This window comes from Falsihalocynthiibacter sp. BN13B15 (assembly GCF_041205415.1).
GTDB classification, from domain to species: domain Bacteria; phylum Pseudomonadota; class Alphaproteobacteria; order Rhodobacterales; family Rhodobacteraceae; genus Falsihalocynthiibacter; species Falsihalocynthiibacter arcticus.
The window spans coordinates 210,762-229,583 of sequence record NZ_JBGFCE010000007.1 but is presented as its reverse complement, the minus strand read 5'-3'; the positions used below and the strand labels follow the sequence as shown (position 1 = coordinate 229,583).

17 protein-coding genes and 1 tRNA gene are annotated in these 18,822 nt (G+C 52.9%); 6 read left to right on the top strand and 12 right to left on the bottom strand.

What is annotated here, in order from left to right:
• Window positions 1-404: 404 nt before the first annotated feature.
• Together msrQ and msrP are read right to left on the bottom strand one after the other, a co-directional pair.
• Complete coding sequence (gene msrQ, locus AB9F26_RS13740; RefSeq protein WP_369768282.1) at window positions 405-1,019, bottom strand: protein-methionine-sulfoxide reductase heme-binding subunit MsrQ; 615 nt, start codon at window positions 1,017-1,019, stop codon at window positions 405-407.
• 81 nt (window positions 1,020-1,100) lie between these two features.
• The gene (msrP, locus tag AB9F26_RS13735; protein WP_369768281.1) at window positions 1,101-2,024 is read right to left on the bottom strand and encodes a protein-methionine-sulfoxide reductase catalytic subunit MsrP; all 924 of its coding nucleotides are present in this window, start codon (window positions 2,022-2,024) and stop codon (window positions 1,101-1,103) included.
• 258 nt (window positions 2,025-2,282) lie between these two features.
• On the opposite strand from msrP, the gene AB9F26_RS13730 reads away from it, so the two are divergent.
• A complete protein-coding gene (locus AB9F26_RS13730) occupies window positions 2,283-2,858 on the top strand; it encodes a hypothetical protein (protein ID WP_335584049.1) in 576 nt (191 codons plus the stop codon).
• Between the two features lie 6 nt (window positions 2,859-2,864).
• Here AB9F26_RS13730 and AB9F26_RS13725 read toward each other — a convergent pair whose 3' ends face one another.
• Together AB9F26_RS13725 and clpB are read right to left on the bottom strand one after the other, a co-directional pair.
• The gene (locus tag AB9F26_RS13725; RefSeq protein ID WP_369755438.1) at window positions 2,865-4,364 is read right to left on the bottom strand and encodes an FMN-binding glutamate synthase family protein; all 1,500 of its coding nucleotides are present in this window, start codon (window positions 4,362-4,364) and stop codon (window positions 2,865-2,867) included.
• 150 nt (window positions 4,365-4,514) lie between these two features.
• On the bottom strand, window positions 4,515-7,130 hold the full coding sequence (clpB, locus tag AB9F26_RS13720; RefSeq protein ID WP_369768280.1) for an ATP-dependent chaperone ClpB: 2,616 nt from the start codon (window positions 7,128-7,130) through the stop codon (window positions 4,515-4,517).
• 192 nt (window positions 7,131-7,322) lie between these two features.
• Here clpB and pyrF point away from each other — a divergent pair, with 192 nt between their 5' ends.
• Window positions 7,323-8,030, top strand: coding sequence for an orotidine-5'-phosphate decarboxylase (pyrF, locus tag AB9F26_RS13715; RefSeq protein ID WP_335584047.1), 708 nt, complete (start codon window positions 7,323-7,325; stop codon window positions 8,028-8,030).
• Here the strand turns inward: pyrF and AB9F26_RS13710 are convergent.
• Together AB9F26_RS13710 and AB9F26_RS13705 are read right to left on the bottom strand one after the other, a co-directional pair.
• A complete protein-coding gene (locus AB9F26_RS13710) occupies window positions 8,027-8,296 on the bottom strand; it encodes an NfeD family protein (protein ID WP_039001178.1) in 270 nt (89 codons plus the stop codon). The genes pyrF and AB9F26_RS13710 overlap by 4 nt on opposite strands.
• Entirely contained in the window at window positions 8,296-9,189 is an 894-nt protein-coding gene (locus tag AB9F26_RS13705; protein ID WP_335584046.1) for an SPFH domain-containing protein, read from the bottom strand. Before AB9F26_RS13705 ends, AB9F26_RS13710 begins: the two co-directional genes overlap by 1 nt.
• 111 nt (window positions 9,190-9,300) lie before the next feature.
• On the opposite strand from AB9F26_RS13705, the gene AB9F26_RS13700 reads away from it, so the two are divergent.
• On the top strand, window positions 9,301-10,566 hold the full coding sequence (locus AB9F26_RS13700; protein ID WP_369768279.1) for a DNA polymerase IV: 1,266 nt from the start codon (window positions 9,301-9,303) through the stop codon (window positions 10,564-10,566).
• Here AB9F26_RS13700 and AB9F26_RS13695 read toward each other — a convergent pair whose 3' ends face one another.
• On the bottom strand, window positions 10,567-11,427 hold the full coding sequence (locus AB9F26_RS13695; protein ID WP_369768278.1) for an N-formylglutamate amidohydrolase: 861 nt from the start codon (window positions 11,425-11,427) through the stop codon (window positions 10,567-10,569).
• A gap of 149 nt (window positions 11,428-11,576) precedes the next feature.
• On the opposite strand from AB9F26_RS13695, the gene AB9F26_RS13690 reads away from it, so the two are divergent.
• The 3 genes from AB9F26_RS13690 (at window position 11,577) to AB9F26_RS13680 (ending at window position 13,104) form a co-directional block, all read left to right on the top strand.
• A tRNA-Val gene (locus AB9F26_RS13690) sits at window positions 11,577-11,651 on the top strand.
• Between the two features lie 94 nt (window positions 11,652-11,745).
• Window positions 11,746-11,871 carry a type B 50S ribosomal protein L36 gene (gene ykgO, locus AB9F26_RS13685; protein WP_008282420.1) on the top strand — a complete coding sequence of 42 codons (126 nt, stop codon included), beginning with the start codon at window positions 11,746-11,748 and terminating at the stop codon, window positions 11,869-11,871.
• A 171-nt stretch (window positions 11,872-12,042) separates the two neighbouring features.
• Complete coding sequence (locus AB9F26_RS13680; protein ID WP_335584043.1) at window positions 12,043-13,104, top strand: fatty acid desaturase; 1,062 nt, start codon at window positions 12,043-12,045, stop codon at window positions 13,102-13,104.
• A gap of 70 nt (window positions 13,105-13,174) precedes the next feature.
• On the opposite strand, the gene AB9F26_RS13675 is transcribed toward AB9F26_RS13680, so the two are convergent.
• The 5 genes from AB9F26_RS13675 to AB9F26_RS13655 form a co-directional block, all read right to left on the bottom strand.
• A complete protein-coding gene (locus tag AB9F26_RS13675) occupies window positions 13,175-14,392 on the bottom strand; it encodes a phenylacetate--CoA ligase family protein (protein ID WP_335584042.1) in 1,218 nt (405 codons plus the stop codon).
• 14 nt (window positions 14,393-14,406) lie between these two features.
• A complete protein-coding gene (locus AB9F26_RS13670; protein WP_039001189.1) occupies window positions 14,407-15,237 on the bottom strand; it encodes an ABC transporter ATP-binding protein in 831 nt (276 codons plus the stop codon).
• A 73-nt stretch (window positions 15,238-15,310) separates the two neighbouring features.
• Window positions 15,311-16,597 (bottom strand): ABC transporter substrate-binding protein, encoded by a 1,287-nt coding sequence (locus AB9F26_RS13665; RefSeq protein ID WP_369768276.1) that lies wholly within the window; start codon window positions 16,595-16,597, stop codon window positions 15,311-15,313.
• Window positions 16,598-16,674: 77 nt separating this feature from the next.
• Window positions 16,675-17,751 (bottom strand): branched-chain amino acid ABC transporter permease, encoded by a 1,077-nt coding sequence (locus AB9F26_RS13660; protein WP_335584040.1) that lies wholly within the window; start codon window positions 17,749-17,751, stop codon window positions 16,675-16,677.
• A 45-nt stretch (window positions 17,752-17,796) separates the two neighbouring features.
• Window positions 17,797-18,783 carry a branched-chain amino acid ABC transporter permease gene (locus AB9F26_RS13655; RefSeq protein WP_335584039.1) on the bottom strand — a complete coding sequence of 329 codons (987 nt, stop codon included), beginning with the start codon at window positions 18,781-18,783 and terminating at the stop codon, window positions 17,797-17,799.
• Between the last annotated feature and the right edge of the window lie 39 nt (window positions 18,784-18,822).

Below are 18,822 nucleotides of genomic sequence, written 5' to 3'. Positions count from 1 at the left end.
CACCGTCTGGCCTCTCGACCCGTCCAGTGACCCAGTGGAGCATCTCTGCGCCGCCGGTAGAGGGGTTCTAGTCCCACCCACCAAGACCCGCAACCCCTTTTTATGAAAAAGTCATAAAAACTTCAAAAGGCTCACGTTTCCTCAGTAAAAGGCAGAAAAATGGTGCAAAAAATCACGGACCAACACCCGAATTCCAGACAACCACGGCAAGAAATCCAACCAAAACACTCCAAATCAACAGTTATCCACAGACTCAAGGTGTGGCTTCGCGGAATTGTCACGTGAGTCTTTGTCGAGTCACCCGACTCACTCATTGGAAATGAAAATGGGGGCGTGCCCAGCTCGGTTGAATCCCAACACAACCAGGGAAGGCCGAAACTTCGGGAACTACCACACCTACAACCCTATGCGAGCTTCAATCTGCGCAATTGCGGCAGACGGAGACCCAAAAGTACTATGATGATACCCAGATAGATCATCGGTTCAACTTGCCACCCCTTCACAAGGATCACGTAATGAAGCCCACCCGCCAACGCCGCACCATAGGTGAGCTTGTGCAGGTTGCGCCACCTCGCCCCACCCAGTTTCCGCAAGGAGAGATTGTTGGACGTGATCGCCAAGGGAATCATCAAGGCAAATCCAAGCATCCCAATGGTAATGTACCAGCGCTTTACGATGTCCTTTAGGATTTGCGTGAGGAGGAGTTGCATATCAAGGAAGAGCCAAACCGCCAGATGCATGGCGACATAGGCAAAGGCCAAAAGTCCGATGGCGCGGCGAAATTTGATCAGGTTGATGGCAAGCTTGGTCCGCAACGGTGTAATTGCTAATCCCGCTATGAGGAGCTGCAACGCGATTTCCCCGAGTTCATGCTCAAGCCGTTTAACCGGATCAACCCCAAGGTTTCCCGCGAACAATTGAAAAACCAAAAATGAAACGGGTACGAGACCCAGAAAATACAGGCTCCACGCGGGAATTTTGCGCGCGGTTTGATTGATCGTTTGAATTGGGTCGAACATGCGCGCAGCGTCTCTCTGTATATAGGGAGTGGTTCGCATCGGCAATTTTGGGTGAACCCGCTTGCCGATGCTCAATTTAGCTTAGTAGTTTTTCTTGAGGTCCATACCCTTATACAGTTTGGCCACTTCTTCTTCATAACCATTGAACATGAGGGTCTCTTGGCGCTTGGCGATAAGGCCGCCAATCTTGCGTTCACTCGCTTGGCTCCAACGCGGGTGGTCCACAGTCGGATTCACATTCGAATAGAAACCATACTCGCGTGCGTTGATCATGTTCCAGCTTGTCTCGGGCTGTTTGTTGGTGGCTGTGATGCGCACAATCGATTTGATCGACTTGAAACCATATTTCCACGGCACAACCAAACGCAATGGCGCCCCGTTTTGCTTGGGCAGATCGTCGCCATAAAGGCCCGTCGCCAAAATCGTAAGCGGATTCATCGCCTCGTCCATGCGCAAACCTTCACGGTAAGGCCAAGGAATGGTCCGGCTTTGCTGGCCGATCATTTCGTCGGGGCGTTCAAGGGTTTCAAACGCAATATACTTTGCACCAGACTGAACTCCGACGCGCTGAAGGAGCGAGGACAACTCAAACCCGACCCACGGGATCACCATCGCCCAAGCCTCGACGCAACGGAAACGGTAAATCCGCTCCTCCATCGTCATACCCTTGGTCAAATCAGCGAGGTCATAGGTCCCGGGTTTGTCGACCATACCGTCGATTTTTACACTCCACGGGTCCACAGTTAGACGCCCCGCATATTTCGCAGGGTCCCCTTTACCGGTGCCGAACTCGTAGAAATTGTTGTAGTTAGAGATGTCCTTGAGGCTGTTTGGCTTCTCACTTGATGAGTACTCGCTCGCAACAGTGGCGATTTTCGCGCTCACCGGACTTGCCGCGATCAACCCTGCCGCGCCCATTCCTGCCATGACTTGGCGCCGATTAAGGAAATCTGCCCGCGGGGTCACGTCAGACCATTTGAGATTAGTTTTAAAACGTTGTGCCATTTGCACCTCCAGCAATTTCTCCTAAAGTTAATCGAAAAGGCCTCAACAAAAAGATAAATAGACAGAACTCACGAATTTGTTTGGTGGGCGTGAGAATAATCGGTGTTTTCGTCATTGCGTTGAAATAATCCCCCCACCTTCACGAGTTGTCTGCCTTGATTGCTACAATTTTATACGGATGTGGAAACCGCTTTAGGTGTTGATTAAGAGTTTCATGAGCAAATTACGGTTCTGAATCCCTATTTTAAGGAACACCGTATGAAACGTCTCTTCGTAACATCAGCCCTTGCTTTCAGTTTGCTCGCACACAGCGCACAGGCAATCGACACTGAAGCCAATATCTCAGGCGTCCTCGAAAACACACTTGCCGCATGGGTCGAAAACCCCACAGTGATCGACGCTCTGCGCGCGCAAAATGCGGCACACGCGACTCTCGTCGAAGCAGATATTATTAACCTAGACAATCTTTGGCGTGCCGAAGTCGGTGCAACTGAAACCCCGATCCAATCTGAAGTTATGGCGCGGGAAATCTCAAAATACCTGATTGAAAAACAGTTGTCGTCTAATGGGGTGGTATCCGAAGTTTTCGTGTTTGATATGGTTGGCCTGAACGTAGGTCAAAGCGGGCTCACGTCCGACTACTGGCAGGGCGATGAAGCGAAGTACCAAGAGACGTATGGCAAGGGCAGCGGCTCAATTCACACCAGTGAGGTTGAACTAGACGAAAGCACTGGAGCCTATCTGGTTCAGGTTTCTTCCGCTATTTCCGACCCTGCGACAGGTGAATTGCTTGGCGGCGTGACCTTTGGCATCAATATTGGCTTGCTAGAATAAAGCCATCTAAAGAGCGGAGCGTTCTGCTTCGCTCTTATTCGGGTGAATTTGGCTCATGCGCCGACTTGAGCCATCCGCCATCACCAAACGCACATGGCTACGTTGGATTTGTCGCGGTTCAAGAACACCAACGGAATGCGCGATGGTCTCAACCTCATGGATGATACCTTCGGCATAACGGGCCACCTTTTTGTATTTTTCTTCCGGCACCAAACCCTGCTGCAAATGCGGATCATGCGTTGTAATTCCCGTCGGGCAGGTATTTCTGTTGCATTTTAAGGCCTGAATGCAACCAAGGCTGAACATAAAGCCCCGCGCCGATGTGACAAAGTCCGCTCCTGCGGCCAGCGCCCATGCCACATCCCCAGGATTAACCAGTTTGGCGCTCGCAATGATGCGAATGCGTTCTTTCAACCCATAGGAATCGCGCAAAGCGGAAACCTTTGGCAGCGCTTCGCGAACGCTCATCCCGACCAGATCAATCAACGGCATAGGTGCTGCGCCGGACCCACCCTCCCCTCCATCAATAGTAATAAAGTCCGGTGCGCACTCAGGGCCTCGTTCGACAATCAGCTTAAACAACTCTTCAATTGCATCTGGGCTCCCAACGACCGTTTTGAATCCGACGGGTTTGCCCGAAACCTCTCGAATATGACCGATATAATCGAGCAATTCGCCCCAATTTGCGACCGCGGCATGTCGGTTCGGCGAAATACTGGCCTCCCCTTCGGGAATCCCACGAATACTCGCTATTTCCGCCGTCACTTTAGACGCGGGTAAAATACCACCTTTTCCCGGCTTTGCCCCCTGCGCCAATTTCAACTCAAACATCTTGATTTGAGGGTGCGAGGCAACTTCGCGTAGCTTTTCGTCACTCAGGCTTCCATCCTCGCTTCGCACGCCATAATGCGCAGTACCGATTTGGAAAACAATGTCACAGCCGCCCTCATAGTGATAGGGGGCCGCACCACCCTCCCCCGTATTCAACCAAATTCCAGCCTTGGCCGCACCACGACTGAGCGCGCGAACCGCTGGCTTAGACAAAGCGCCAAAACTCATCCCCGAGATATTGAAAATCGACGGAGCAATATAAGGAGTGCGTGCAAAGGGGCCAATTTCCATTGGTTCAGTTTTGGTGATTTGATCATCAAGCGGGGGAAACGCGGCATTGACAAAAATCGGTGTGCCCACAACCGACAAATTGCGCGTACTCCCGAAAGCGACCGTGTTGCTTGCGCCTTTGGCTGCGCGATCGATCCATTCTCGTTGCGCGCGATTAAATGGAAGCTCCTCGCGATCCATCGCGAAAAAATACTGTCTAAAAAATTCGCCTAGAGTTGTGAATAAATGCCGAAAGCGCCCGATGACCGGATAATTCCTGCGAACCGCGTCCTCTTTTTGCACCTTGTCGATCACAAACATGACCAGCGCCATAAGTACAAAAAAGCCAATGATGAAGACGAACAATAGTGCCAAAATTTCGAGCGCCTGTCCCGCCCACCCCATGAATCGCATCATTAAATCTCTCCAAATATATTTGGCGAATGATGCGGGGGGAAAAGTTCCGATACAAGTCAAATACTTCTGCACTCTTAATTTGACCGAAGAAAAACCCAGCCAATCTGGCTGGGTTTGACCTGGCGCTATTGTGTGCAGTTAATGGACAACCGCACTCTCTGGTGGCCGTTTTTCGGATGGAGACAGATGATCGCCCACAATCAAGCCATCACTGCCCGCCGAAACCTTGACGGTATCCCCATCCAGAACGTCGCCAGCCAAGATCATCTCAGCAAGCTCATCTTGCAAGGCACGTTGAAACACGCGCTTAAGAGGACGCGCCCCAAAGACCGGATCATACCCCTCATCCGCTAGCCACTTTTTCGCAGCCAGATCAAGTTCGAGCGTAATGGATCGTGTGGCCAGACGTTTGTTCAAAAGACCAAGCTGGATCTCCACAATTCCACTCATATCCTCGCGTGCAAGACGGTCAAATATGACGATATCATCCAATCGGTTGAGGAATTCAGGCCTAAAATGCGCCCGCACCGCATCCATCACATCCCGCTTGGCATCACTTGCGTCCGCACCATCTGGCAGTTGGCTCAACGCTTGCGCCCCAAGATTCGACGTCAAAATTATCAACGTCTGCTTGAAATCAACGCGACGCCCCTGACCATCCGTTAAAATCCCGTCATCCAGAACCTGTAACAAGACGTTGAAGACATCAGGGTGCGCTTTCTCGACCTCATCAAAAAGGATGACTTGATACGGTTTGCGCCGCACGGCCTCGGTTAAAACACCGCCTTCTTCATAGCCAACATAGCCCGGAGGTGCCCCGATCAAACGCGCAACCGAGTGTTTCTCCATGAATTCCGACATATCAACCCGCGTCATCGCGTTGTCGTCATCAAACAGGAATTCTGCCACCGCCTTCGTAAGTTCGGTTTTCCCCACACCAGTGGGCCCAAGGAATAGAAACGACCCAAGGGGACGGTTTTCGTCATTCAAACCTGCCCGTGCACGGCGCACAGAATTCGAAACCGCTTTTACGGCCTTGCGTTGTCCGATGACACGCCGCCCAAGGCCCTCTTCCATACGCAGCAGCTTGTCGCGCTCGCCTTCAAGCATTTTCGAGGTCGGAATACCTGTCCAACGCTCAACCACACTCGCGATTTGTTCTGGACGAACGGCTTCAGCCACCATCGACTCGCTCTCGCTCGCCTCAGCGAGTTCCAAGCGTTTTTCTAGGTCCGGAATCACGCCATAAGACAGCTCCCCCGCTTTGGCGAGATTGCCTTCACGTTTAGCAATTTCCAGTTCGGCGCGCGCGCGATCCAAATGCTCCTTAATATCCCGTGCATTTGCCAATTTGCTGCGCTCTGCTTGCCAGTTCGCCGTCATCTCGGAGGATTTTTCAAGCAAACCAGATAGCTCAACGAGCAATTTTTCCAGCCTATCCTGACTCGCTTGATCGTCTTCGGACCGTAAGGCCTCCACTTCAATCTGCTTTTGCAAAATGTCGCGATCAAGGGTGTCGAGTTCCTCAGGTTTACTGTCCACCTCCATGCGCAAACGGCTCGCGGCTTCGTCCATCAAATCGATAGCTTTGTCGGGCAAAAACCGATCCGTAATATAACGGTGACTCAAGGTGCTCGCCGCAACAAGCGCGCTGTCGGTAATACGAACGCCGTGATGAAGCTCATATTTTTCCTTGATCCCACGCAGGATCGAGATTGTATCCTCGACGGTAGGCTCTTCCACCAAAACGGGTTGAAAACGGCGCGCGAGGGCGGCGTCTTTTTCAACGTGTTTGCGGTATTCCGCCAAGGTTGTCGCGCCGATACAATGCAACTCTCCCCGTGCGAGAGCAGGTTTCAAAAGGTTGCTTGCGTCCATCGCACCGTCCGATTTACCGGCCCCAACAAGGGTGTGCATTTCGTCGATAAACAGGATTATTTCACCCGCTGCAGCCGTAACTTCGTTCAGGACCGCTTTAAGGCGCTCCTCAAATTCGCCACGATACTTCGCACCCGCAATCAGCGAGCCCATATCAAGTGACATGAGCTTTTTGTTGCGAAGACTTTCGGGCACGTCGCCACTTACAATCCGCAAGGCGAGTCCTTCGGCAATCGCCGTTTTCCCGACGCCTGGCTCCCCAATCAAAACGGGGTTGTTTTTTGTGCGACGACTCAAGACCTGCATTGTACGGCGGATTTCTTCGTCGCGCCCAATAATCGGATCAATTTTACCTTCCTTGGCAGACTGTGTCAGGTCGGTCGCGTATTTTTTGAGCGCCTCATAACTATCTTCGGCACTCGCACTATCTGCGGTGCGTCCCTTGCGAACATCATTGATCGCTTCGTTGAGTTTTTGCGCAGTCACGCCCCCAGCATCCAACGCCTCTTTGGCTTTGGATTTGGTGATCGCGAGGGCCGTCAAAATGCGCTCAACCGGAACAAAGCTGTCACCAGCCTGCTTGGCAAGTTTTTCCGCCTCGGCCAAAACTTTGGCAGTCTGCGGGTCAATATAGACTTGCGCGGCATCGCCCGTGACCTTGGAGAATTTTCCAAAAGCAACCTGAAGCGACTCGTCTACAAGTTTTAGGTCTCCGCCAGCGGCGGCAATCAAATTAGCTGCAAGACCCTGATCGTCATCCAACAGCGCCTTGAGCAAATGCTCCGGTGCAAGACGTTGATGATTTTCGCGTACTGCAATTGTTTGTGCCGCCTGAATAAATCCGCGCGACCGTTCTGTGAACTTTTCAATATTCATTTTAGTCTCCTGATTAGCACTCATATTCGAACCGCCCGCCATTGCAGCACAGTTCCCTATTCGCCTGGTCTTAAAATGGTACTCAGACGGACTCTAATCAAGGTCTAACGGTGGATTTTTCGCCTGCCCGCTTGATGGACCCGCACGGGCCGCGTAAGAGAGACCCAACCCTTTGCCAACCGGAGCATTCCCATGTCTGATGATCGCCTTATCGTTGCCCTCGATGTCCCTAACGTGGTGACGGGCCTTGAACTTTGCGCGAAACTCAACCCTACCGTGGACTTCTATAAAATCGGTCTTGGTATGCTGACGGGTGGCGGATTGGCCTTGGCGAATGAGCTAAAACAAGAGCATGGCAAACGCATTTTTCTCGACATGAAGTTCTTTGACATTGGCGCAACGGTCGAGGCGGCGGTACGCGGGATCGCCCAGTATGATTTCGATTTCCTAACGGTGCACGGCGACCCGCATGTTGTGCGGGCGGCGGGCGAAGGCAAGGCGGGAAGTGATCTGAAAATTCTCGCGGTAACGATCCTGACGTCTCTTGATCGCGCCGACCTTGATGCGGGCCTCATAAAAGCAGGCGCTATTCAAGATTTGGTGGTGGAACGGGCAGCAAAAGCGCTTGAAGCAGGCGCCGACGGCGTGATCGCAAGCCCCCAAGAGGCTGCCTTGATCCGAGCGTTGCCCCAAGCCAAAGGTCGCCTCATTGTCACTCCCGGCGTTCGGCCAGCGGGTGCGGATTTGGGTGATCAAAAGCGCGTCGCAACTCCGCGTGATGCCTTATCTGACGGGGCCGATTATATCGTTGTGGGTCGCCCGATTTGGCAAGCAAGCAACCCTGCGGCCGCTGCTCAGTCCATTCTTGCGTCCATCAAGGACGTGAAGCGCAATGCCTAGTCGTTGATGTCTTTGTCGAAGGTCTTGATCTGCCCCTTACGCACGCCAAGGTACCTGCGCAGCACAAACCACGCGAGGGCCGAGATAACCGCGAAAACGAGGAAAGTCGTGTAGACTCCGCCAAGCGGGATGCCGAGCAAAAACAACAGCCCGACCATAAAAGCCCCGACAGCAAACCCAAGGAAAATCGCCCCCGGCAGGATGACCTCAAGGATCGCGAGCGCGACCCCTGCTGCCATCCAAACCCACCAGTCGGTCCAGTTCATTACACTTTCCCTTTCAGCAAGTTAAACGCATTGCCAAAGGCTTCAATCGCGCTTGAGGGCAGGATAATCGTTTGCTGTCCATCCCCTTTGCCAATGATCGCGAGGGCCTCAACTTGCTTGAGGGCCACTTGGTATTGCGCGGACTCAATGCCGTGGGTCTTGATCGCCATCGCAACAACTTCCGTGGCATAGGCCTCGGCATCCGCCGAAATCCGGCGCGCTTTGGCTTGCTGCTCAGCGGAGTACAGCTCCGCATCGGCATTAAGTTCAACGGCGCGTTTAGTGCCCTCGGCTTCGGTGACTTGGGCGCGACGTGCACGCTCTGCATTCAGCTGTTGCAACATGGCTTGGCGGGTTTGCTCGTCCAAGTTCACGTCCAGAATTTCTGCCCGAGTTACCTGAATACCCCAATCATCCACCGCGTCTTCGACTTGGGTTTTGATTTGGGAAATCAATTGCTGACGATTGGATTGAACTTCGTCCAGTTCCATCGTCCCGATTCCCGACCGCACAATCCCAGCAACTGTTGTAGCAATCGCTGCATCCACATCGCGAATCCGGTAAACGGTTTTTTCGGGTTCAATGATGCGGTAGAAAACACTGGTCTCGACCTGCACCAAAACGTTGTCCGCCGTAATGGCATCTTGAGATGCGCTTGGAAGTTGGCGCTCAAGGATCGAAATCTTGTGGCGCACAGTATCCAGAAACGGAACGATAAAGTTGATTCCAGGCCCTAAAACGGCTTTCAAACGCCCGAGTCGCTCAACCACATATTTTTCCGACTGGGGAACAATCTTAATTCCTTTGAAAATCAGTATGATTACAAGGCCCGCAAGCAAAAGCACGACGATGTTACCGCTCAATAAATCGAGCACAATCTGTTCTATATTCATAATAAATTCCTTTTGTTGTACTCGTTATGGGCTGAACTGCTTACGGATCAAAGCGCAAAACACCAAAATGCGTCCATTGTGTAATTCTAGTCATGCGCTTATTTTAACCGCATGCCAGCCCTTTGTCGAAACTGTTTATCCTATTTTGAGACACCGATATCCCTTAGGTTGCGGTGTACGGAGTGTGGCAGCCCACGCGTTCTAGTCCATCCCGAGCTTTTCGACCTTTCGACCGCCCATATGGACTGTGACGCGTTTTATGCCAGTGTTGAGAAGCGCGACAATCCCGAACTGCGGGACAAACCGGTTATTATTGGCGGCGGGAAACGGGGCGTTGTCTCCACCGCTTGCTATATCGCGCGGCTCAAGGGTGTGCGGTCCGCGATGCCGATGTTTCAAGCCCTCAAACTTTGCCCCGAAGCCGAAGTCGTGAAGCCGCGCATGGACGCCTATGTTGAGGCTAGCCGTGCGATCCGCGCGATGATGGACGAGTTGACCCCGAAAATAGAACCGCTTTCGCTGGATGAAGCCTTCCTTGATCTCTCTGGCACGCAGCGGCTTCATGGCCGCCCCCCCGCCGTCATGCTCGCGCGTCTGGTAAAACGCATGGACGAGGAATTGGGGCTGTCGGGATCTATCGGCCTGTCTCACAACAAGTTTCTCGCCAAAGTGGCCAGTGATCTGGACAAACCGCGCGGATATTCCGTGATCGGCAAAGCCGAGACACCCGCGTTTTTGGCAGGGAAACCGATCCGCATGATTTGGGGCGTCGGCCCTGCATTTCAGATTTCGCTGGAAAAGGCGGGACTGCGCACATTTGATGATCTCTTGCGATGGGAGCGCGCGGATTTGACCGCCCGTTTCGGCAGCATGGGTGATCGCTTGTGGCATCTTGCCCGCGGCCAAGATTATCGCCGCATTACCGCCAATGCCTCGGTGAAATCCATTTCCAAAGAGACCACTTTTTTCGACGATATTTCCGACGTCGAACTACTGGACGGTCACATGTGGCGATTGGCCGAGCAAGTCAGCGACCGCGCCAAAGCTAAAAACATGGCGGGCAAGGTCGTGACCCTAAAGCTGAAACGCGCCGATTTTACCGCGCTGTCCCGCCGCGTATCCCTGCGCGATGCCACGCAAATGGCCGACAAAATTTATCGCACTGCCAGAGACTTGTTCGACGCTGTTCCCGATCACAAACCATACCGCCTCATTGGTGTAGGGATCAGTGATCTTATTCCAGAAGGTGGTGCCGATTTAACGGGTGACCTGCTTGATCCCGAAGCCATCAAACGCGGCCGCGCCGAGCGGGCCGCCGATGAAATCCGAGCACGTTTTGGCAAAGATGCGATCATGAAGGGGCGCTCTTTGCGCTGACTATTCCGCCGCCATGCGCGCTTCAACGCGCCCGATATCGGCAATTTGCCCCGTCACATCCTGCATCATCTTGCGAAACGCGTTAAAATTCCCATTCGGGCGGATCATTTGCTCGTTCATATAAAGGGAGCGGTCAATCTCGATTTGAACCGCGTGTTGGTTCGCACTGATGCGCCCATATTCTTTCGTAATATACGCGCCCGCAAACGGCATATTTCGCAGAACGCGCAGGCCTTGCGCCCGAAATATTTCTTCAATTTGACAAACTATCGCTTCGCTGGCCGAAGCCCCGAAGCGATCCCCAATCACAACATCGGGACGCTGCGCACCCGAACGCGCAATGGCATCCAACGCTTCATGCGGCATCGAATGGCAATCCACCAATACCGCCTGACCAAATTCCGACAGATTGCGCGCCATGATGCGATGCAATATGTCGTGATATGGGTGCCAATAATCGGCAATCCGCTTTAACGCCTCATCATGGGTAATCTTGCCGCGATAAATTGCGCGCCCGCCCGAAACGACGCGCGGGATGACGCCCAGCCCCGATGCCACGCGCGGATTAGTCGTGTTCTTTTTCAAGCCTTCGATCAGCGCCGGATCAAGTTCGTCAACATTTCGATTCAAATCAACGAACGCACGCGGAAATTTTGCCGCCAGAAACACGGCTCCATACTTCGGTGCTGTATCAAAAAGCATGTCCACGAACGCATCTTCCGAGGTTCGAATCGATTTTTCGTCGAGAATCGACTTTCTTTTGAACTTTCGATCATACTCGCGGCCACTATGTGGCACGGCAAAAACCACCGAAGTTTCCTTATTTTCAGGCATTTTAAGCGAAAAAGTGGTTTTGATCATTTAAGCCCCCCGTTACAATCACTATAGACCGAAATAATTCCGCACCAAAGGCCTTGAACACCGCCACGACTCCTTTTATAGACAGCGCCAGTTGACGCGGTTTTTCCGCGTCCTATTTGTTTAGGGCGCAAAAGGCACCGCTAAAATTTGGGCGCGTAGCTCAGTGGTAGAGCACTTCGTTGACATCGAAGGGGTCACTGGTTCGAACCCAGTCGTGCCCACCATTACTTCTGATTCGTCAGAGTGATGTACCAAATTTCCCCGCAAGGGGCCGATTGTAACCCGAGGCGCCACGCGCCGCGATAAAAGGAGAAGGCCATGAAAGTCCGGAATTCGCTCCGCTCGCTCAAGAACCGTCATCGCGATTGCCGCGTAGTACGTCGCAAGGGCCGCGTTTATGTGATCAACAAAACGCAACCCCGCTTTAAAGCGCGCCAGGGCTAACCCCCTCTATAAATTAGAAAAAAAGCCGCCTTTTTCGGGCGGCTTTTTTTTGGGCCGCGATTGTCGGCGTGAAATAGCCCTTTTGTTAAGAAAACAAATACAAATAGATGGCAATATATGCTTCACACCCTTACATTGCCCCCAACGAGCAAGTTATAAAAAGAGAGCAGCATGAACCAACTCGCTTCCCAGCCCGTCCCGCAGTCGGACGTGTCGGCTGAACCTAAAAAGGTTGATACAGCCCGCGATTGGCTTCGCGTTCTCGCAAAATACCGCGAGCCTATTCTTTGGCGCAGCCTATTTGAGCTTGCGGTAACATTGGTACCCTTCTTTGCCCTTTGGGCATTGGCTTGGTTGGCTTTGTCCGTCAGCCCATGGCTGGCTGCCGCAATTGCGCTCGTAAATGGCTTGTTCCTTGTGCGCCTGTTTGCAATTCAACATGATTGCGGCCACGCCGCGTTCTTCGCCAACAGAGAAGTTTCCGATTGGGTTGGACGTGCGCTCGGCGTTTTGACTTTGACACCTTATGACGTCTGGAAGCGCACGCACGCTATTCACCACTCCGCCTCGGGAAACCTAGACCAACGCGGCATGGGCGACGTCATGACGCTGACTGTTGAAGAATATAAGGCACGCTCGGCATGGGGAAAATTCGCCTATCGCCTCTACCGCAGCCCGTTGGTTCTGTTTGTCATCGGTCCTGCGTATGTTTTCTACCTTCAATATCGCTTGCCCATCGGATTCATGAAATCCCGCAAATATTGGACAAGCGCGATGGGAACCAACGTCGCAATCGCATTGATCCTTGGCGTTATTGTCTATTTTGGCGGTTGGGCTCCAATCCTAATGATCTTTTTGCCAACAACTTTGCTTGCCGCGATGGGGGGCGTTTGGCTCTTTTACGTCCAGCATCAGTTTGAAGACACGCATTGGGATGTGGCCGAAGATTGGGAAATGCACGACGCCGCGCTGCACGGCAGTTCCCACTATGAATTGGGGGCGGTCCTTCAATGGCTGACCGCAAATATCGGCTTGCATCATGTGCACCACCTCTATTCTCGCATTCCCTTCTATCGCCTGACGGAAGTTATGCGTGACCATCCCGACCTCAGCGTCAACCAGCGCCTCACGATTCTAGAAAGTATCGCGTGCGTGAAACTCCGCCTTTGGGATGAGAAAGAGCGCAAACTTATGAGCTACAAGCAAGTCCGCGTACTCTACGGAAACTCTTAGGATCTGCTAAATTGTCGACAAAAAAGGGGGCCCGCAAGTCGCAGGGCCCCCTTTTTTTGTCTCTGAGAAATCAGTCGTAGCTACGCTGATCGTCAATCACTTTTCCGTCGTTAGGTAAGCTTCCAACGGGAACTATTTCAATGTTCCCGCGCAGTTTGAGCGTTTCAAAAACGCTGGCAGCAAGCACAGCGGCATCGCCAAAAGTTGCCTCGACTTTTACAGTGAGAATATCCTGCTCGTCTTTGCGCGTGGCAATCACGCGGGCTTTCTGAACTTCCGGATGCTTAGCCACGAAGTCCGCGACTTGCTCAGGTCGGACAAACATACCCTTGATCTTGGTCGTTTGGTCCGCACGCCCCATCCAGCCCTTAATCCGCATATTCGTTCGGCCACATGGGCTTTCGCCCAACAAAACCGCGCTCAAATCGCCTGTGGCGAATCTGATCAACGGGTAATCGGGATTGAGTGTCGTCACCAAAACCTCGCCAACCTCCCCCGCCGCAACGGGTATTCCCGTCCCCGGGATGACAATTTCAACGATCACGCCTTCGTCGACAATCATCCCATCCATCGCCTCGCTTTCATAGGCGATATTTCCGAGGTCCGCCGTTGCATAGCATTGCAAACACGTGATCCCACGGTCCGCATATTCGTGTCGAAGGCTCGGGAAAAGGGCTCCGCCACCGACGACAGCACGCTTAATTTTTAACGCTAGACCCTCCGTCTCAGCGCGGTCCAAGATCACTTTGAGGTAATCCGGCGTCCCGGCATAAGCGGTGACGCCGATATCATGCGCTGCCCTCACCTGAAGTTCCGTCTGACCAATTCCGGCGGGCAACACCGTAGCACCAACGGCGCGCGCACCGCTCTCAAAAATCATCCCAGCAGGTGTCAAATGATAGCTAAAGCAGTTCTGGATGATGTCTCCACGCCCCACTCCAGCGGCATGCAAAAAGCGCCCCATACGCCACCAATCACCACCAAGACGGCCCGGCTCATAGATCGGCCCTGGGCTCTGGAAAATATGCTCGAAGTCTGAGGCTCCCACTGTGGTAAATCCCCCGAAAGGCGCGCTCTTGGATTGCCCAGAAACCAGTTCGGACTTGCGCGTCACAGGAAGGTTTGCCAAGTCGGCAACCGATGCAATACTAGACACATCAATGCCCGCCAACAATGCCGCAATCGCAGGTGCCTTTTGGGCTGAAGCAAGTTGAGCTGGCAAAGCCCGTGCGATCCCCGCCGCACGTTGATCTGCACTGCGCGCCTCTAGTTCGTCGTAATATCGCATCCGGTCGCCCCGCATTAACTCAACCACCGCTTGCGCCGGCGATAACTCCGCACGTCACGGAAGGATTTGCGCCCGTCATCGGACATCCCCAGATAAAATTCCTTCACGTCCGGATTTTCCCGCAACTCGGAAGCAGGGCCATCCATAACAACGCGACCGCTTTCAAGGATGTATCCGTAATGCGCAAAACGCAGCGCCACATTGGTGTTTTGCTCCGCCAGAAGAAAACTCACGCCTTCGTTCTCGTTGACCGATTTCACGATCCCAAAAATCTGTTCCACGAGCTGTGGGGCGAGGCCCATTGACGGCTCGTCCAACAAAATGGTCTCGGGACGGCTCATGAGGGCGCGGCCAATGGCGCACATTTGCTGCTCGCCGCCAGAGGCATATCCAGCCTGGCTTTTGCGTCGCTCTTTGAGCCGCGGGAAATAATTGTAGACCATCTCGAGATCGGCGGCGACGGCGGCTTTGCCATCGCGGCGCGTATAGGCGCCCGTCATCAGGTTTTCTTCGATCGTCAAATGCTCAAAACAATGCCGGCCTTCCATGACTTGAATCACGCCCTTTTTCACCAAATCCGACGGCGTAAGGTCTTGAACCCTCTCGCCACGATAATGGATAGACCCCTTTGTAACCTCGCCACGTTCGCTGTGCAGCAGGTTGGAGATGGCCTTCAAGGTTGTGGTTTTTCCAGCTCCATTCCCACCCAATAGGGCGGTAATTCCCCCTTTGGGAACAGTCAGGCTCACCCCTTTGAGAACGAGGATAACGTGATTATAAATCACCTCAATGTTGTTCACCTCCAAAAGAGGTTCGGCTTGGGGTGTAGGAGTGGCGTCCAGCATTGTATTCACCATTTTCTCAATTAAATAAGTACCCTTTGGCCACAAAACACGCCGTGGCCAAAGGAATTTGTGTTTAGTTACAACGCTCTTCGATGTTGTTTTCCGCCGCATAGGCCATCGAATCTTCAAGGACCAGTGCGTCGATGATTTGGCCATCAGAAGGTGCAAACTCACTAATGAGCGACCAAGTTTTTGTCGACGCATCCCACTGTTGGATCGCGCCAAGACCTGGGCCGCCATGGTTTTCACAGGTGACAGCAAACGATGGACCGAAATTCGGCATCCCGAGTTCGGCCATACGCGCTTCGGTGATCTCAAGAGATTCCATGCCCTTAAGCATATCCGCCGCATTGATGTCGGCTTTGCCCGCTATCTTCTGTGCGTTCAAAGCCGCTTCTGCCGCGAGCATCGCCGCATAGAAACCACGGTTGTAGACCGCCGTGCCGATTTGATCGCCGTTACCAGCCGCTTTGCCGGTATCCACAACGTATTTCTGAACGTCATCGAAAACTGGGAAATCGTTGCCAACATTGTGGAAGGTCACCGCTTTATAGCCATTCGCCCCATCGCCAGCCGGTAGCACATCATGCTCGCCACCAGACCACCAAACGCCAACGAAGTTCTCCATTGGGAAGCGAATATTTGCCGCTTCTTGGATCGCAACTTGGTTCATAACGCCCCAACCCCACATCAAAACATAGTCGGGTTTTTCGCGCCGGATTTGCAGCCATTGCGATTTTTGCTCCTGACCAGGGTGGTCAACGGCCAAAAGGGTCAGCTCAAATCCGTACTTCTTGGCAAGTTCTTCAAGGGTGCGGATCGGCTCTTTGCCGTAGGCAGAGTTGTGGTAAACAAGCGCAACTTTTTTGCCCTCGAGGCTACCATCGTTCATGTCGAGCAAGTGGTTTACCGCGATCGAAGCGCCATCCCAATAATTTGCGGGATAGTTGAAGACGTTACTGAAAATCTTGCCGTTTTTAGCTGAGGTCCGGCCATAGCCCATTGTGTGAAGCGCGATTCCATCGGCGGTCACTTTGGGGATCAACTGATAGGTGATGCCTGTGGACAAGGGTTGATAGATCAACGCGCCCTCGCCCTTGGTGCTCTCGTAGCATTCAACGCCTTTTTCGGTGTTATAGCCAGTTTCGCATTCGACCACGTTCGCTTTCACGCCGCCGATACCGCCATCGCGCTCGTTAAGCAACGTGAAGTAGTCGGCATAACCATCCGCAAAAGGAATACCACCAGCGGCATAGGGGCCGGTGCGGTAAGAGAGCGATGGGAACATAAGGTCCGCCATCGCGGGGACAGCAGCAGACAATGCAGCGGCTGTTACCATAGTAGCAAGTTTCATTTTCATCGTTTTAAGTCCTCCCTAGGGTACAATGTTCGAGTTGTGCCGAGGGTTTTCCCCTCGATCTATTTGCGCCGCCCCATTTAATGCGGGAAGGGCCACAATCTTAGTTTTTCTTTTGTCACGCGCCAAAGTTGCGCGAGGCCATGTGGTTCAGCGATGAGAAACACGATGATCAGTGCCCCTACAATCACCAGTTCAAAATGCGCCGCAATATCGGTGGGCCAGCCCAAGCCGCCCACGAGTACATTTTTCAAAAGCACCGGCATCAAAACCATAAAGGCCGCACCCGCAAAGCTTCCAAAAACACTCCCCAAACCGCCGATAATAATCATGAACAACACAAGGAAACTCTTGTTAATACCGAAGACTTCACCAACCTCAACCGACCCCAGATAGACCGAGAAAAAGAGCGCGCCTGAAATCCCTACAAAGAATGAGCTAACAGCAAAGGCCGTCAATTTGGCCTTGAGGGGGTTCACCCCGATGATTTCCGCAGCGATATCCATGTCGCGCGTCGCCATCCATGTGCGCCCGATTGTTCCGCGTGTGAGGTTGCGGGCAAGCCACGCGCACCCCGTCACGAAGATCAAACAGACAAGGTATTTCGCCCAGGCGTCCGTATTTGCACCCGTCACTTCGATGCCGAAAACAGTTCTTTCGGGCGCGGAAATCTGGCCCGAAGCCGAATAGTTGTAGAACCATGGAACTTTGTTAAACAGCCACACGAGGAAGAATTGCGCCGCGAGCGTGGCAACAGCAAGGTAGAACCCTTTGATGCGTAGGCTCGGCAGGCCAAATAAAACACCAACCAACGCCGTGATTATACCCGAGATAACAACGTGAACGAGGATTGAAACATCGGGAAAGGACGTCATCAGTTTGTAACAAGAATATGCCCCAACGGCCATAAAACCGCCCGTTCCCAAGCTCACTTGACCGGCGTATCCGACAAGAATATTCAGTCCAATCGCGGCGATTGCATAGATCAGGAACGGAACAAAAACGGCGCTGGCCCAGTAATCATTGATGAAAAATGGGATAACCAAGAACGCCACAAACATAATGACGTAGTAGCCGATGCGATCAAATTTGATCGGAAAGGTCTGGTTGTCTTCACTGTAAGTGGTCTTAAAATCACCGGCTTCACGATAGAGCATCAGACCCCTCCCCGTTTTTCAAGATGGTAAAATCCAAGGTCATATTTACACCCTCTCGATGATTTTTTCGCCGAACAGCCCCTGTGGGCGGAACACGAGGAACACCAGCGCAAGCGCATAGGCAAACCAGTTTTCGGTGGCGCCACCGACCATCGGACCGATGGAAAACTCAAACAGTTTTTCGCCCACGCCGATAATTAGGCCCCCCACAATCGCGCCGGGTATGGATGTAAATCCGCCGAGCATTAAGACGGGCAAGGCTTTGAGAGCGATCAACGAAAGCGAGAATTGCACGCCTGATTTTGCGCCCCACATCATTCCCGCGACAAGCGCGACAAACCCAGCGATCGACCAAACGAGGATCCAGATAAAGCGCAGCGATATGCCTACCGACAAAGCGGCCTGATGATCGTCGGCAACTGCGCGCAAGGCGCGACCCTGTTTCGAATATTGCGAGAAAAGCGTAAGTCCAGCCACCAAGAGCGCAGCAATACCCGTCGCAACAATGTCCAAACGGTCGATGAAGAAGCCATAGCCAAACCAGTTGTAGGTCACCTCTTCGACGGTTTCGGAAATGCCCTGTGGAAGGCCGACGTTTAACGCCTTGATTTCGGAGCCCCACATCAGGTCGCCCATGCCTTCCATGAAGTAGGCGAGGCCAATCGTTGCCATAAACAGGATGATATCGGGTTGGTTGACCAGATGCCGCAGCACGAACCGCTCCACAAGAATTGCCAGCCCGACCATCACAACACCGGTTAGAATGATCGCGAGAACGGCTGGTACATGCCACCCAAATTCATGGATATCGGTTCCAAAAACCGCGTTGATGAGATGCGAGAACGGAACTTGACCGTCCATAATTCCCACAAGGGTCAGCGCGGCAAAAAGTGCCATGACACCCTGAGCATAGTTAAAGACGCCAGACGCCTTAAAAATAAGCACAAAGCCCAGCGCAACAAGGGCATAAAGCACCCCAGCCATCAGCCCGTTCACCATGACCTCAGCGGCCCAAAGGAATTGTTCAGGCATTGGCGTTCTCCACGAAATGTATTGTCGAAACGGCGGATG